The organism is Snodgrassella alvi, assembly GCF_002777745.1.
Taxonomy (GTDB): domain Bacteria; phylum Pseudomonadota; class Gammaproteobacteria; order Burkholderiales; family Neisseriaceae; genus Snodgrassella; species Snodgrassella alvi_D.
In genome coordinates this window covers 30,868-46,443 of record NZ_MEIO01000064.1, presented here as the reverse complement: position 1 = coordinate 46,443, position 15,576 = coordinate 30,868, and the positions used below count along the sequence as shown (strand labels likewise).

Genomic DNA, 15,576 nt, shown 5'->3' with positions numbered 1-15,576 from the left:
CTACCTATTTATACAATAATTGATGCGCCAAAAACGGATTGAGCAACACCAGCTCTTTTTTCAATTCTTCGATTTGCCCTGCTATCAATTCTTTATTACTGCCTTTAATAGTTATGTGTTTTTGCTGTAAAAGCTTTAACAGCTCGTGTTTAATCTGAAAAGTGAGCTTTTTATTCCATTCAAACAATGGTTGTTGCGAAAATGGAAGATTAAGTTTTTCCAGCAAAGATAAAGCAAAATCAGTTTTGCCTCCTTTCATCGCCAAGCGGGCAAGTAGAAACTGCTTGTAATACAGCTGTTCAAAACCATCCTCAAACTGTACCGTAGCCAGCCATTCCATAGTTTTATCAAAGCCCTGTTCTGCCAGAATAACAAAAGCCTGTGCTTCAATATCATTCGTTGAAATAAGCTCATTATCGGAAGATAGCTGTATTTCCTCCACACTCTGTTGCTGAAAACGGGCATGAACAGCAATCCAGTCTAATACCTCGCCTGAAGCAAAGGGACGATTATCATTAAATGCCAATGATTCCAACCCAGCTACCCGGGTCAGCAGAAACGCCAGATCACTACACAGCATATCAGCCCAAACATTTGCTTCAGGAGCCAAATGTTGCATTGCAGTCCAGCTCAGAAATTGCAAATCAAGATAGAAATGATTGGATGCCTCCATAAAACCAGCATGACATTGTTCCAGTAACTCAACCCAGTTTTTACGCTGATATAACGTCTGCAAACGGTTAACTAACTCCTGCCGAGGGGGAGCAATTTTAGTTACACCATCCTGATGTAAAGGTAACTGCTCCAGCAAATCCCAGCGAAACTGACGCAATAGCCGATACGAGGCATATGCCTTCTGCTCCTTATCAGCAATAAACTGCCCTACCGATTTCATTGTTTGCATCAAATCCTGAGAAGAACGTAAAATTACCTCATCATTATCAACATTGACACCCTGACCAGAATTATTATCAGTAATGGTTGCAGTGGCTTGATTTGCCGCCGGAGTTTTACTTTCTCCAGCAGGAACCGGTAACAAACCCAGCAAACCACTTAGCTCATCAATTGATTCCTTAAACTGTGCGCCTAAATTTTCCTGAATTAATTCGCACAATATCGTAATGGCTTGATATTCATTAGGTAGCAGCTTGTTTTCGCACAATAAAAATGCATCTTCCATTTTGGCGCTACCCAGCCAGCGGAGCATAGTTTTAATCACCGAAATACGCTGAGGCTGAAAAGCAGATGGATATACAGCCTGCACACCGTATAGTAATAACAACCCCTTGATTAACCCCTGAAATGCCTCACGACGAAACAATACATAGGTTAAATACACCACCACACGAATATCTTTACCCACATTCTGGCACAGATAACTGGCTGCATCCTCAATTTTGCCTAACTGAATATCACTGACCTTTTCCAGCTCCTGACGAATATCCAGAAAAGAATCATGATGAGTCACATCTTCAGGCTGGCCATCCACCGGAGCCAAAAGATATTCAATATCGTCCCATAAAGGCTTTACATCTTCATAGATTTTCCGCTTCTGAAGAACTTTTAATGCTGCACTAATCTGCATTCTGATCTTCCTTAAATACCTGTTGCGGCAAATGAGCACCTTTTAATTTCAGCAACGTAATCAGATCATTAGTCTGCAAATTTTTCAGATTCATTTCTACTGCCCTGTTTTTAATTGTCCATTTAAGCTGATAAGTGCCATCATCATTTTTACGCGCCTGAGCTTTTTCAAGTAAACGTAAGATACTCAAATCACCTACAACTTCAAGCTGTCCTGTTTTGTTTTCAGTATCAACCCACTGTACTGAAGCTTTCTTATCAATATTATCACTAACAGACCAGTTCACCTTGTGCCAGAAAGATTTTTCATTATAAAACTGAACATTCTGCTTATTGAGCGAAAGCGTAATCTGCTTAACCTCGGGAGTTGGTAAAAGCATTACCTCAAAAGAAGCAGTATTTGTACCGTCAGCCACAAATTCTAACAACTGGTTTAATTCATTTAAGCCACTTACAAACTGATCATCAATCTGCACCTGATCCACAACAGCAGGATTAACAATCCACTGATTGCCCACAAGATTAAGAACTTTATTTAAATATTGCTGATTAAACTGAGCAACCACACCCTTTTGTGGGTCAATAAACTTCTGTAACTCAGACAAAGACACATCCAGATTGCCAGATGGATTCAAAGGATAGCGATTAGCAAAACGATAATTCCATTGCGATACAACCATCTGCTGCCATAGAGCATTGATATTGTTTAAAGCAGGCACCAGAATAGCTTTTTTAGCATCAGCAAAAGGATAGTCAAGCAGAGTATGTCCGATATCCTGCCACTCTTCCCCCAGATTAGCTACCTGTAAATTAATTGATTCTTCAGCCTTAGCCAGACTGGAACTATTATCCCCATTTAATATAGTATTAAAAGAAAGCTGCGAAGCAGAAGCCTGATTATTCGCGCCCTGAACTTTCTGCACCTCCAGATACATAGCCAGCAGATTTTCCTGATACTGATCCAGTTTACGGCTGGTTTGCTTATTCTTATCCTCTACTGTTTTAATTAAACCAACGATTGGCTCAAAATCCTGTAATACCCCCTTACCATCGTCGGTGCGGTCTTCAGGATAGCCAATACTGGCATTAAACTGAATTGCAGTTAATAACTTCACCAGTACCGAATTTTTTTTGTCTGAATATTTCTTCAGACGATCCATCTGCCTGTTAAGACCAGTAACAGGAACCCATTGAATACCAGATAGAAAGCCTGTCCAGGCATTGAAATAATCCCGCTTGTACAAAGTCATTATTTGTTTACGGATATCCGTATTTTCGTTACTTTCCTCTGATTCATTAAGCACCCAAGAACCATTTTTAAAGTGTTCAGGATTAAACTTATCAATTTCCGGTTTAAACCATTCCTTCCAGGCACGAGCAGTAAAAGCACCATGTAATTTTTGTTTGTTTGTCCAAAATTGAGTGCTTTCCTTACCGGCCAATTGTACCAAATCAATATCAGCATAATTCTTTAACGCCCTATCAAGTAAATGCTGATAAATAACCACATCTTCCTGCTGCTGGCTGACAATATTATTCAATACCGCACGACTCTGAGCCACCAGTACAGAATCCTCATTCAGAAACCAGCTATTATGTTTACCCATATTACGGGTATAAAACCTGAATATATTTTGCGCCGCATCTGCATTCTGTAAGCCTTGCGTCCGATACAAACGGGATAAATAATCACTGAGAAAAATATTATCCATCCGTTTGGGACGCCGAAGCATTAAATATGCCTTAAGCGCATCAAAACCCTCATCAAGAGCAACAGCATTACTTGATTGTGCCCCGCCCTCATCTATAACTTCATGCGTAATCATTGCATGAGATGAAGTCTGCAAGTGTTCTAAAGACTCCAATACCAAAATAATCTGCTGATCAGCAGGCCTGATCAGCCATTTTTTCGCAGCCGTACCATAAGCAGCAAATGCCTTATCCAGTAGTAAATCATCATGATTGAAGCCCAGGCGGCGATAAAATGGTTTAGGAACATTATTCACCAGTGCAATATGATTCTGTAGAGCCAAAATAGAATTAACCGGACTCCCGGCACCAGAAAACTTATGCAGATTAGTAATCTGACTGCGGAAAGTCTGCGCCTCGCGATAATTACTGGCAAAGGCATACACAATCGCAACAAATGCAACCATACTGAATACCAAACCAGCTTTAGCCAGCTTCAAGGCGCCAGACTGAACAAATAATTTGGCAGGACGCTGATATAAATGTTCAGCAGCCATCGACCATGTTTCCCACCAATTACTTTGTTTAGCTTGTACAGCAATACCCTTAAACCATAGCAACTGCTGTTCAGAATAAACCTCAGCAAGATTTATTTTAGTCGAAGCAATAGTATCAATCAGAGGCAAGAATTGCCTGTCCCTGCTTTTCAGAAAAGCATGAAGAAATAAATTCACAGCTTTAACTTTTAAATCAGAGATAGTATCTTCCGATGGAGATGACCAAGCGAAAACCTGATTGAGTGGAAATTTATTTAACTCAATATCACTTTGAAGAACATGAAGAAATGGAATTTTCCAATTTAAAAGCCGATAAAATTTTTCCAGCCACACATCGGTACTATCATGAGTAACCGAAGTTTTATTACTTTTCAGATCGCGTAATATGATCAAGCCATCAAACGGACAATTGTATTTACCGCGGAATGCAGGTACAGACTCAATTTCATCAATAGCATTCATCAAAACCAAATAAACATTGTCTACCTGTACCCAACCAGTGCGCTGCAACTGCTCACCCACATCACTCAACGCATCTGGCACACCATGCACCGCCAGAATATAACAACGATTGAAAACAGGCAGATGATATTTCTGCTTTAAGTAATTCTGAAAAGCAATTAAATTCTGCTGAGCAGGGCTTTCGCGCGTATATGTTGAACGTTCAACAAAACGTATCGTTCTTTCCTGCCCATCGATAACCACAAAAATACGCCAGAATAATGGCAATATAATGCACAGAAACAAACCAGCCAATGCCAGCAATATCAAATGGAATTTATGATTTAACAGCCAGTTTTTATCAAAATACCAGTATAAAAAAGCAGTTAAACCGCATACCAGTATCAGCCAAAGACAACTGCACAATAGCCATAATTTCAGAATTCTGGGTCGCTGAGTGATTTTCTGATTCGCCTGCGCTAGCCTGGACAATTGACTGTTCACACGAGAACTGAATTGTCGTAACTGGTTCCACCTTAACATAAAAACCGGCCTATAATTGAATTTACTTAATCTGAGAAACAGGTATTATTTTTGCATTATGCTGATCCAGTACTACATAGGAATGTTTATGTGTCTGATAAACAGCAAGCAATAATTTCATCCATTCGCCTGTGTACTGTAGCTTTTGAAAGAATTCCGGGATATCCTGCGTATAAGTTTCGATTTCATAATCCCTTTTTATCAGAGTCTCAGTTAATTGCGTAATTTCAGGCTGCTTGATTTCCTGAGCACGGCTTTTAATCTGAAAACCAGACACCTTATCAGTGATAGCCGAAAAAAAATAATCCTGATCTAAGTGCCATGTACGAACATCAAAAGCCCGCTGAACCTTTGCCAGCTTGCCCTTACCGGCAAAAAGCATAACCAGATACAACTCAAATTCTGGCTGACACTCAAATCCCAGTACGAGAATTTTCTGATACAACTTTTCCTGAAACCGATCAATAACCCAGTTTAAATCGTCAAATTTCACATAATAGTCCGGGATTACCGGGCAATAACCGCCCTCAGCGATAACCAGCTCCCTGAATACCAGCCAGCTTTCCCTATCTGCCGTCCATAACCACAGATACCGGGTATACTGATCCGAAAAAAAATCTCTAGAAGATAAAGTCTGAACCAACTGAGATAAAACAACATGTAAACGATCAGAATAAACAAAAGAACTGTTTTGAATGGGTAGTTCCATACTCATAGACTCAAAAACAGATTTCTTCCTCTCTTCAGGATTCAGGCTGAGATAATGGTAAAAATCAGCAGCCTGATTTAACTGCCCGCAGCGCAGTATAACCTCCTCCAGCACCATAAATTCCGACCAGTACTTTTGATTATTCAGTACCTTTTCATTATAGACAAACTGATTATTACGCTGATAAATAAACCATATCTGATACCAGATACAGCGCAAAAGTAACAGCAAAGTTACCACCGCAACAGCAGGCAGTATCGATACCAGCCACTTTTGCCAATGTACCGTAATTTCCAGCCCTAGCTGGGCAATAATAGAATCAGCATATCTTTTATTAATAGAAATTGCCAACGCATATAAAGCAAGCCACGCAAGCCAGCGAACCGGCTGCGGCGCAGGCCAAGCAGTTTGGCGTTGAGTGCTATTCGTTATCATGCCAGCCTAAATAATCCAACATAATATCCATAGGTGGTTTTTTAGCATTTACCTGATGCAAAGCCTTATATACCACTTTCCCTTGCTCAATTTCTGCCTTAGTCATTCTGGTTTCTACAACTGCCAGATTGTGCGGAGCTTCCCTGTCATGCCGGTTTACAGCACTGGCAAACAATGCCCATGCCACCGATATATTCTGAGGCAAAATCTCACCATTAAGTGCCATCACACCCAAATTATTCATAGATTTGCCATCCCCGTTGTTCAGGCCGGTAAAATAATAGCCCAGAGCCTTGCCCCAATCCTGCTTTACACCTAAACCGCGCTCATACAGAACAGCCAGATTGCCATTTGCCTTTACATTACCCTTTTGAGCTGCCAGCGTATAATATTTAACCGCAGCGGCATAATTCTGCTTAACGCCCAAACCCATTTCATACAACGTGCCCAAACTGTTATAAGCACGCGCATCATCATTTTCATCAATGGCTTTCTGAAACAAAACCAAGGCTTTATCATACTGTTTATTCTGGGCGGCTGCCGCAGCATCATCATATGTACCAGACCATGCCAGCTGCACCAAACCCAGACACAAACAGAACGTTACCAATATACGTCGTAACATCTTACAGCCCTTCCTGTCTAATTTTCTGCAAATTATTGCCAAAAAACTGCATGCGTTGCTCCTGATTTAAAATCAGCTTCGCGTCAGCTTCAACGGCCAGAACATATAGCTGATTAATCAGCATCCGTTCACCGCCATATTCATTTGCATCCAGAGCGATACCATAATTACGCCGATAGTTATAGACATCAGCCCATAACAATAAAGTATCATATTGTTTTTCAGTAAAAACAAAACCATTTACATCAAATTCATTTTGCTCACATTGCGGGTAGTCAGCCTGATAAAACACCCATTCACCCGTATCATCCACATAAAACCAACACTGCATATACTGATGCAGCCAGTTTTTCTGCGCATCGCTCAACACCATATTCACCGGATCAAACATATCAGGAGCATAAAACCGCAGTAATCCCTCCTTTTTATCCCATTTAACCTGCATGGCACAGCGTAAATGCACTTCCAGCGTTCCAAACGGATATTTACTGTTAAACGCCAGCAAGCGGTTATCCATATGAGTGATTTCACATATTTTTTCTAAAATTTCCAGATGATTTTCATTCCTGATATCAAGCGCCAGCAACAGAGGCCCTTCCTCCTTAATGTGCTCCTCCGGAGTCTGCTCAAACAGCAGACAATACTGCAATTCGGGCTGCCAGTTTTCAATAGCCGCAAGCAACGGATAATCACAGCTACATAAATCGATAATCAGATAAAGTATTTTCTCATCTGTTTCATGAGCAAAGCTGATAAATTGCGCGTACACATCACGAAAAGTCATCATCATTTATCTCTCTACAATGCCAACACCCTGTGCGCGTGCCTTACGCATACATTCCAGACAAACAGAAGCAGGCAATTCCGGTAAAGGGAAATTACCGCCCTGCGGCCCCTGAAACTGGTGATTACCTTTATATTCAATCGGCCCGGGACTATACAGGCTGATTTTTCCACCCTTGATTTCAATATAAGCGCCTCCGCTGGCCAGCTTGATTCCGCTTTTCGCATTAATCAGAATCTCATCCCCCACCGACTGCACAGATATTTTTTTCGCAGCGGTAATTTCAACAGCATCCCCATGCGAAGCCAGACGTGCCGTTTTTTTGCCGGCGATCAGATTCAAATCCTCAGTCTGCGCCAATACCTGTACCGACTTTACAGCAGTCTGAGTGATACTTTCGCCAGCACCGGTAAATATATCCTTACCAGCCTGCTGATGAATATCCTGACCAACACTATTAAGAAGCGATTTAGGTGATACCTGAGCCAAGCCAGCCACAGCACTGGTTAAAATAACCGGTCTTTGCAAATCAGAACAATGCTCTCCCAGCTCAGACAACGTATCCAGATTCGGCTTGAGATTAGTGTGTTTAGCCGTCACATCAGCCAGATGATTAGCCTGATTTAATGCACCTTCAATTTCATCAACTGCTACCTTACGATCCAGCTGCATGCCATTGGCAGCCGTCTGGTCTTCAGTTGTCAGATAAAGCGCCCGGGCAGAACGTAATGCCCCCCAGCCATCAGTGCGCAGCTCGAATCCCTCACCGCGTTTATCACGGCCACTGTCTACCAGATGCCCCAGATTAAGCTGGGTTTTATGGTATTCAGTAGCCATCTTGATGTGTTCCTGACCGCTCAGGTCTTCCATGCGGATTTTATTGTTTGCCCAAGTACGGATAACATTACGCGTACGCCATGTATTCGGAATATGGTCTGGCGCAGTACTGCTATGCAGAACACCGACAATATACGGCCGATCCGGATCACCATTCTGAAAAGCCAGTTGTACTTCAGTACCTACATGAAGCGGAAAATGCTGCCCATATTGCCCACCGGCATAAGGTTTAGCCAGACGGATCGGCCGGCTTTCACCACCGGGCTGCCAGCTGTCCATATCCAGATTAAACTTAACAATATAGCGCCCCATCTCATCTACCCAAGCATAAGGCCCTTGCCCGGCATCACAGATGGTTCCCGGTATCGTGCCATCTATAATCGGGTGCTTAATAGGTTCCGGGCGCCACTGACTGTCTGCGGGTATAGCAGTAAACGTATTGAAATAATCCCCGTCACGTGCGCCAGCATGACACACACTCACCAGCAACCACTGACGAACAGCACCAACCCTGGCATCGGTAGCAAAGCCCATCGTCAGACCCGGCGCAAAACTATGGACATTACTTTTACCAGTTGCCAGAATATGACGTGATATAGAATGCTCATGCAGAATCCGTGCATATTCCTGCGCCTGTTCTGCATCCTTATGATGAAAAAAGCCATAAATATAAGGCTGGCCGAATGCTGCCGGCTGCTGTTCGCTAAAGCCCGCCTTACCTACCAGGCTATTATTGGCATCCCGATAGTTGTAATCCTTAACCTGCACACTTTCATACTGAGCCTTATAGCGCACATGAAACTCAGCTACAGAGTATTTAGCTGTAAGCCCCTGCATTAAATGCTGCTTCAGATTGTCTTTAATACCCTGAGCAGTGACCGCAATATCGAAAGCAAGCTGAGCCTCCAGCTTGCTTTCCAGCCCTTCCTGCCCACTTTCCAGCCCCGCATCAGGCTTGAAAGGTAAAGCCTGCTGCCTGAGCTGCATATACTGGCTAACATCATCAGCCACCGTAAACACTTCATTAGCCGCCGTCTGAGTGAAAGTAAACCACAATCCCTCACGTGCCAATACCCGTTTGATAAATGCATAATCAGTTTCACGATATTGCATACGGTGTTCATACCGGGGCAGACTGCGGGTAGATTTCAACCGAAAATCTTCACTGGCAAAGCCATGATGACGCAGAATCTTCTCAACTATACTCAGAGCCGTTTCATTCTGGAATAACCGCGTTGTCGTAATACGGTTAAGCAAAGCCAGCCGCGGTACAATAGTAAAGCGGTAGCAGGTTTCATCAGCACTGGACGCCACCTGCTCCACACATTGAATCACACCATGCCAGCGCCGGTTTTCAGAATCATCCAGCTCATGCCGTGATACCGCCATCGACTCAGCCCAATTGATATCCGGCGCCATCTCAAAAGTAACACGCTGGTGAATAAAATCTTCCAAGGGTAAATCTGAAGCAATATGCGTTGCCTCAAGCTGCAACACATAATAATTATCCAGCTTCTCTTCCAGATTGAATCTGCGCACTGAAAACTGGTCAAAAACAGCCAGATTGGCATTCAGTTTCAGATAATAACGCTGTTGCATATAATTGCCCTTTTTACCAAATCATCTACATACTCGGTACTACTACACAATCCAAAATATCCCCTGCCGGCACAGAGAAAACATTTCAGCACAGAAGATAGCGAAAGCATATCCGGAAAACATCACAGCAAATTTATCCCTATGCCTGCAACAAAAGCCGGCAGGCTTTGTACATCACAGCCAGCCAAATTTGTATGCCAGTACAACCATCAAACAGCTTTATTAAAGCCTTGCATCAACCCTGTAGCATTACCCATGCCTGCACCAGCAGCATCTTTGCAAGTGAAAATCAGATTTTGAAATTATTTTTCCAAAATATGTCATCTTGTAAATAATATCAAAATTCAGTATACATCAGATTAATTAATTTAATTAAAACATGATTAATCTTAACATTAAATCATTATTTTTACATTTTTATAAATTTTTAAACCAATTCTGCAACACATCACAGCCTCTCCAATTGCTCCAAGCAAGCGGAAAACAAAATACAGCGTAGTTATAGCTGAATTAATTCATCCGGCCGGCAAAAGCATCCCCCTGCCAGCCTCAGAACTTAAACCAGCCAGCTTTCCAGCACACGAACCATCAATTGCAGGCGGTGTTGCGGCAAAGACTGGAATTCAGCCGGAATCTGCCCACTGCGCAGCTGCTGCAGCAACTGCGCAATCTCAGGCTGGCTGCGGTTGGCAATATTTTCCGGCAAGAATTCATTCAGCTCCAGCTCCTGCATACCCAGCCTATCAAGCGTAGTTCTGCTGATGTTACTTACCGCCTGATCCGCAATATCACCCTGCGCATTGCGATAAAATACCTGCGCCAGCGTCTGCGGATCATCAACACCTTCTTGCAGCATAGACATTGCAGATGCCGTTTGCTGTTGCAGATTCTGCTGATAATCACTGATCTGCGCACGCAAATAATCAGCCATTGACTGAGGATTAATATCCGCCAGCTGCTGCCGAACAGGCAGTATATGCGCCTGAATGCCCGATATCTCCGCCACAGCCCCATTGCCACCAGAAGCCAGCGCATTCACAGGCAGGCTTGGCTGCCCAGCTGCACCATCAGCAGCATTAAGCCAATTCTGACCACCAGCCGGCTTAATATCCAGCTGTGCCAGCAGATTTTGCGCCCGTGCCGCCACACTACCATCACCAATCTGCGTGGCCGGATCCAGCGCAGCCTGTAGCTGCTGAATCCTCACCTCAACATTTTTCAATATGGCATCCAACTGCCGCTCCATTGCCATTGCCGTTTCAGCGCCGCCAGCTTCAGCCACAGACGCACTGGCTTCATCAGCAGCAGCCATACTGGCTGCCTGAGAGCTGGTGCTGGCACCGGCAGTAGCCGCCTGCGCTAATTTAGCCAGCTGCTGCTTCTGCTGAAGCAACATTTCCCGGATCTGCTCCAGATTCTTAATCGTTTCATCCCCATTTTTGGCAATTTCCTGCAATATCTTGTCTGTAAACTCACTGCCTTCCCACGGCTGCACCTTATTCAGCGAATCCTGTAGCTGCTGCATGGCTTTCTGCGAATTTTTTAACAGCTCAGCAAGATTTTTGAGATTTTTACCATCCATCAACACCTTGCCCGTATCCGGATCAATCACAATAGCATCAAAACCGCCTTTAAGCCCTTCCATAGCCTTACGATCAGTATCAGTAACAAACAGCTCCGGATTATTCAGCCCCAGCAGAATATAGGCTGGATTACCATACCGCACCGACATATAGGCACTGCGCGCAATCCCGGTAAGACCCACCAGATTATCCTGCAACATCATCGGCGTAAGCGGCTTATTCGAGAAAGAACCACTAAATATCAACCGGTGGGCAAAATAACTGGTAAACGGCTCACGGTCGCCGAGCAGCGTATGCATATATTTAGCGCGCGAATCGTGTATCTGCTCATCAAACAACTGCGTCACCTCAGGATATTTCGGCGTATAGGCTTCCGGATTATTCCTGATTCTGTCCATCAGCACCTTCATATCACTGGTATTTTTAGCCCTGAGCCGCTTCCAGATATCTGAGCCCAGCGCCAGCATATCCTTTAATTGCGCCCCTTTGGCCTGCTTACCCCCCAGTGCACTGGCCGCATCCTGCAAAGCCTTGGCGTGCTGCGCCTTGTGTTTGAGCACATCAACCGCAATACCCGTAACCACCTCACTTAAATTCAGGTCACCAAATAAATCACTGAAGATTGAACTATTCTTATTATTCGGTGCTATCGGTGGCGTAGCACCTGCCTTGGGTTTATTCGCAGGCTGGGTACCCGTGTTCACCGGATCATCATTAAAACCATCATCCTGATTGGGTGGTAGCGGCGTGGGTGGTGCCTTCTTATCCGCATCACCAAAATAAAGTATATCGCCGTTTTCGTGAATATCCTTAAACTCTTCTGCCTCATCTACATTATTGAGCATATAGATACTGCCGGCAAAAGTTTTCATTAAAAACCCCAGCGACAAAAAAGACTCAAACTTAAACTGATGCAAATAATCAGCCTTGAAATCCTTGGCACTCTCCAGCATATCCCAGCCATCATTGCGCGGATCATAATTTTTATTGATCATGCCATTCATAAAGTCGCCGCGTTTATCTGCCGGAATATCCCCCAGCCCCGCCTGCTGCCACACCTCATCATCCTTAGTAATGTCTGCCGGCGCCGGTGCCGGCAAGCCTCCGCCGGCTTGAGCCTGCGCCATCTCATTGGCATTACTGCGCCCCTGACGGATGATGCGCTCGCGCGCACTCACCTGAGCCGGATTTTCCTTCTCGCCCGCCGTCCCCTTATTTGGGGTGATTTGCAGCCCCAGAAACGTGGCATAGCCATCCACCCCGTCCTTTACCCAGCGCAAAATGCGCCAAGCGGTAATATGATGTACCTGCTGGCGCAAATTTTTATCCAAATTATCGGTAATCGACACATCGCGCCATGCATTAAAGCGCGCCACCATCTCCGGCCGCGTTTCAAATTCTTTTGATACATCTTTATCCATAATTTCATAATTTTTTAATTTGAATTTGCGCTTTTGCTGCATCTGTTTGGCTAATGCCGGATGATCGGCCCAAATCTGCATCGGCATACCATGCTCCCAGCAGCGTGCATACATATCATGCAAGGCAATCTGCGCCACCACATGCCCCATCCCCAGATTGCTTTTAAACTGCTCTCCCGGCGGATAGCCGCCGCCGATATCGGCATGTACCCCGGGATAGGTGTATTCGCGAAATTCACCGCCACCGCCATGCGGATAGCCGCCATCAATACAGATGCTTTCTACAGAAAAGCTTTTGCGCTGCTCATGTCCGGCCACAAAGTGGTAGCAGCTTTTAACAAAGCGTGCGGCAGCGGCGCGCTCCAGCGACATGGTGCCATGCGCCCAGCCAAAATGGCCGCTAATCATCGACACCAGTGGCGACATACCCACATTGGCCACCGTATCAAACAGGCCGGCCATTTCAATGCTGATGGGAATGCCACGCAGCTTCAGATAAATAAACTCCGGCTTGCCGGCATTGCTCTGCGCGCTGTTATTCGCACCGCCCTGTGGCTGCGGGTTAGCCTGTGGCTGTTTAAGTTGTGACTGCGGATTATTATTGGTCTGAGGTGGTTTGGTTGTGCCGCCATTGGCCTCCTCCTCTTGTTCTTGCGCTGCTTTAATGGCTTCTTTTTCTTTATCCGGATATTTACGATAGTATTTGCGCAGTCTGGCGCGCTGCTCCTGCCGCTGTTTGAGCAATTGTTCCAGCTGCTCCTTGGCCTTGGCATTTTCCGGCCGCTCCAGCAGATAATCCAGCAGCCAGTTGATAAAGGTGCGCCCTTCCGCCGCGCCGCGGGAAAAGCCGATTACATACAGCTTAATCGCCTGCGGCAGCGGCTTATTGCCCGGCGCCGGCACCAGTGCATCGATAAACTGGTCGAGCTGAGCTTTGCGCCCGATAGCCGAATCCATGCTTTTAATCATTTTCTGCGCTGTGGTAAGCTCCAGCGGCTTGTCATTGTAAACTTTGCATTGTCCCAGCGTGTCACACAGGCGTGTCAGCGCCCAGTTGATTCTGGCTTGGCCATAGCGGGCAAAGGCTTCGCCGGCAAAGCCGGGATCCAGATCGCCGATTTCTTCGAAGCGTGTGCCCACGCCCTGAATATAATGCCTGAACCAGCCATTTTCGATCATAACCGAGTCAAAGTTATTTTCTCCCGGCTTACCCTCTGCGCCCATACAGGCATGATACAGGCGCGCCACATTGCTGGTGCGCGGATAGGTATAGGCGCCAATCAGCTTGGCCTGCGGCGCCGCCGCAGTATGCGCTTTCAGCTCCTGCTCGCTTGGTGGTTCCGCGCCGGTAACCACTTTATCCGCTTTTTCATGATTATTGGTGCCATCAAAGAAAAAGCTGATTTTCAGAATTTTCTGGCATGGCTTGGGGGCATTACGTGCCTTATAAAAGCAGTCGCCACGATTTTTCTGGATTGCCTCAATTGAGGCCGGCAGGCGCCCGCCCGCCTCAGTGGGAAATATTTTCGGCTTATGCGTTACCGGCCATTTGAATTCAATACTTTTACCGGGCAAAATATCCCCGAGCGTATCCTGCGCCGTTTCTTTGATGCCCTCGCCAGCATGCTTAAGGTCTTTACCCAGCTGCTTAATCCCATCACCGATTTTTTTAATCTGTTTACCGGCTTTATTCATCACCCCACCCAGTGCATTGCTGCCGGTGCCACTCTTGCTGCTGGTGCTATTGGTGCTGCTGCCACTACTAGCGGGCTTGCTGCTGGCACCGGGCTGCGACGGATCGGGCGTATTGCTGGCTTCATCCTTACCTAATCCCAGCCCATTTAGCACATCAGGAATCGAAATTTTATTGTTATTGGGGTTATTACTTGCCATCATATTCTCCTGTAATAATTATTTCTGGCTGCTTACTGGCAGCTTACCTTCGGCTTCTAACTGCTTGATATAGCGCGGCAGAATTACCTGCGGAATCTTCGCCCGCTCTGCCTTAACCGCATCCAGCTTCGCCTTGTTTTTACGGTAATCCGCCATCGATTTTATACTCGGGCGCGGCGTGCAGAGTTTCTTACTTTCGGCAAACTGTTTCCAGTACTCGCGCTGCTGCCCTTCCTCTATCGTGCCATAAGTAATAAATATCTGGTTACATGGCAAAAAATGCACCGTAATATTGGCTACCTTACCAAAATCATCACCCACCGATGGTGGTGGTGGCGGCAGCGGAATATCGGCAGAATAATATTCATCATATTGATCAATAATAGCCAATTCCTTATGATCAAGATTCATGCCTGGTAAATCTAATCCTCTGGGGCGCCAGCCCGGATACGGTAACAGTTTCCAGGAAATATGCATAGTCATTCCCGGCGTCCATTTTGCCCGCAATGCAGCCGCACCACAGGTAGAACCACCACCATAGCTTAATTTACCTACATCATAGTCATCCACTCCCGGCGTATTCGGAATACAGCCGCCGCCAATACTGCCACCAGCCATATTTTCATAGTTATATTCGTACGCTTTTACCGGCGCGGCATACATGCGGTTTTTACCTGAGGTAATGCCTACAAAAGGCTCAAAGCGGTTTGCACAGCTTGTAAGCTGCAAAGCCGCCAGCAGCGCCAGCCATATCCATTTTTTCTGCATCTTTTCTGCCTTTCTTATTGGTTTCAAATTTAATAATATTTTCAATGCATTCTATTCTGCTATCTTATTACCACAGTCATCAATTTACATTGTGATACAACAATATTT

8 protein-coding genes are annotated in these 15,576 nt (G+C 45.1%); all 8 read right to left on the bottom strand.

The features are described from left to right. Window positions 1-4: 4 nt before the first annotated feature. The 8 genes from tssA to BHC51_RS11665 all read right to left on the bottom strand — a co-directional run bounded on the left by tssA (window position 5) and on the right by BHC51_RS11665 (window position 15,468). Window positions 5-1,585 (bottom strand): type VI secretion system protein TssA, encoded by a 1,581-nt coding sequence (gene tssA, locus BHC51_RS11700; RefSeq protein WP_100136062.1) that lies wholly within the window; start codon window positions 1,583-1,585, stop codon window positions 5-7. Continuing rightward, window positions 1,575-4,775 (bottom strand): ImcF-related family protein, encoded by a 3,201-nt coding sequence (locus tag BHC51_RS11695; RefSeq protein WP_180296501.1) that lies wholly within the window; start codon window positions 4,773-4,775, stop codon window positions 1,575-1,577. The genes tssA and BHC51_RS11695 overlap by 11 nt, the downstream gene beginning before the upstream one ends. A gap of 61 nt (window positions 4,776-4,836) precedes the next feature. Further along, entirely contained in the window at window positions 4,837-5,958 is a 1,122-nt protein-coding gene (locus BHC51_RS11690; protein ID WP_100154109.1) for a hypothetical protein, read from the bottom strand. Further along, on the bottom strand, window positions 5,945-6,583 hold the full coding sequence (locus BHC51_RS11685; protein WP_100123975.1) for a tetratricopeptide repeat protein: 639 nt from the start codon (window positions 6,581-6,583) through the stop codon (window positions 5,945-5,947). The genes BHC51_RS11690 and BHC51_RS11685 overlap by 14 nt, the downstream gene beginning before the upstream one ends. A 1-nt stretch (window position 6,584) precedes the next feature. Next, window positions 6,585-7,373 (bottom strand): DUF4123 domain-containing protein, encoded by a 789-nt coding sequence (locus tag BHC51_RS11680; RefSeq protein WP_100154108.1) that lies wholly within the window; start codon window positions 7,371-7,373, stop codon window positions 6,585-6,587. Further along, window positions 7,374-9,803: a type VI secretion system Vgr family protein gene (locus BHC51_RS11675; RefSeq protein ID WP_100123973.1), complete on the bottom strand. Its 2,430-nt coding sequence runs from the start codon at window positions 9,801-9,803 to the stop codon at window positions 7,374-7,376. Window positions 9,804-10,359: 556 nt separating this feature from the next. Further along, window positions 10,360-14,700, bottom strand: coding sequence for a T6SS phospholipase effector Tle1-like catalytic domain-containing protein (locus BHC51_RS11670; RefSeq protein ID WP_218966413.1), 4,341 nt, complete (start codon window positions 14,698-14,700; stop codon window positions 10,360-10,362). An 18-nt stretch (window positions 14,701-14,718) separates the two neighbouring features. Then, the gene (locus tag BHC51_RS11665; RefSeq protein ID WP_100154106.1) at window positions 14,719-15,468 is read right to left on the bottom strand and encodes a DUF3304 domain-containing protein; all 750 of its coding nucleotides are present in this window, start codon (window positions 15,466-15,468) and stop codon (window positions 14,719-14,721) included. Window positions 15,469-15,576: the final 108 nt, after the last annotated feature.

What these genes read in the sequence shown, in the direction of transcription:
- tssA (WP_100136062.1), bottom strand. Translation starts at nt 1,585, where the DNA reads ATGCAGATTAGTGCAGCATTAAAAGTTCTTCAGAAGCGGAAAATCTAT.
- BHC51_RS11690 (WP_100154109.1), bottom strand. Translation starts at nt 5,958, where the DNA reads ATGATAACGAATAGCACTCAACGCCAAACTGCTTGGCCTGCGCCGCAG.
- BHC51_RS11685 (WP_100123975.1), bottom strand. Translation starts at nt 6,583, where the DNA reads ATGTTACGACGTATATTGGTAACGTTCTGTTTGTGTCTGGGTTTGGTG.
- BHC51_RS11680 (WP_100154108.1), bottom strand. Translation starts at nt 7,373, where the DNA reads ATGATGATGACTTTTCGTGATGTGTACGCGCAATTTATCAGCTTTGCT.
- BHC51_RS11675 (WP_100123973.1), bottom strand. Translation starts at nt 9,803, where the DNA reads ATGCAACAGCGTTATTATCTGAAACTGAATGCCAATCTGGCTGTTTTT.
- BHC51_RS11670 (WP_218966413.1), bottom strand. Translation starts at nt 14,700, where the DNA reads ATGGCAAGTAATAACCCCAATAACAATAAAATTTCGATTCCTGATGTG.
- BHC51_RS11665 (WP_100154106.1), bottom strand. Translation starts at nt 15,468, where the DNA reads ATGCAGAAAAAATGGATATGGCTGGCGCTGCTGGCGGCTTTGCAGCTT.